The following is a 383-nucleotide window of genomic DNA, read 5'->3' on the forward strand; positions in this document are numbered from 1 at the left end:
CTTCTTACTTCTTACTTCTTACTTCTTACTTCTTACTTCTTACTTCTTACTTCTTACTTCTTGTCGCTATAATGTTGGGTTTCATGGATATTCTTTTTTACGTAGGAAGGTGCTTGTTATTGATTAACTCACAAAGCTACTTTCATACATCGATTATTGCGCTATGAAGAGGTAGCTATTACTTAGTGAGTTATTTAAAGGTAGGATAAAATCGAAATATTTAAATTTTGAAATTACGAGTTTAATAAATATTAGGATAGCTCCATATGCAATTTAATGCGTATTTTTTTGTTTGGTGATTTACAGTGTAAATGTTGAAAGCGATAACTAGTATTTACACTGTAAATAAATTGAATGATGGTTAACGGTTTATTAATATTTGC

Source organism: Photobacterium sp. Ph5, from assembly GCF_022129445.1.
Taxonomy (GTDB): domain Bacteria; phylum Pseudomonadota; class Gammaproteobacteria; order Enterobacterales; family Vibrionaceae; genus Photobacterium.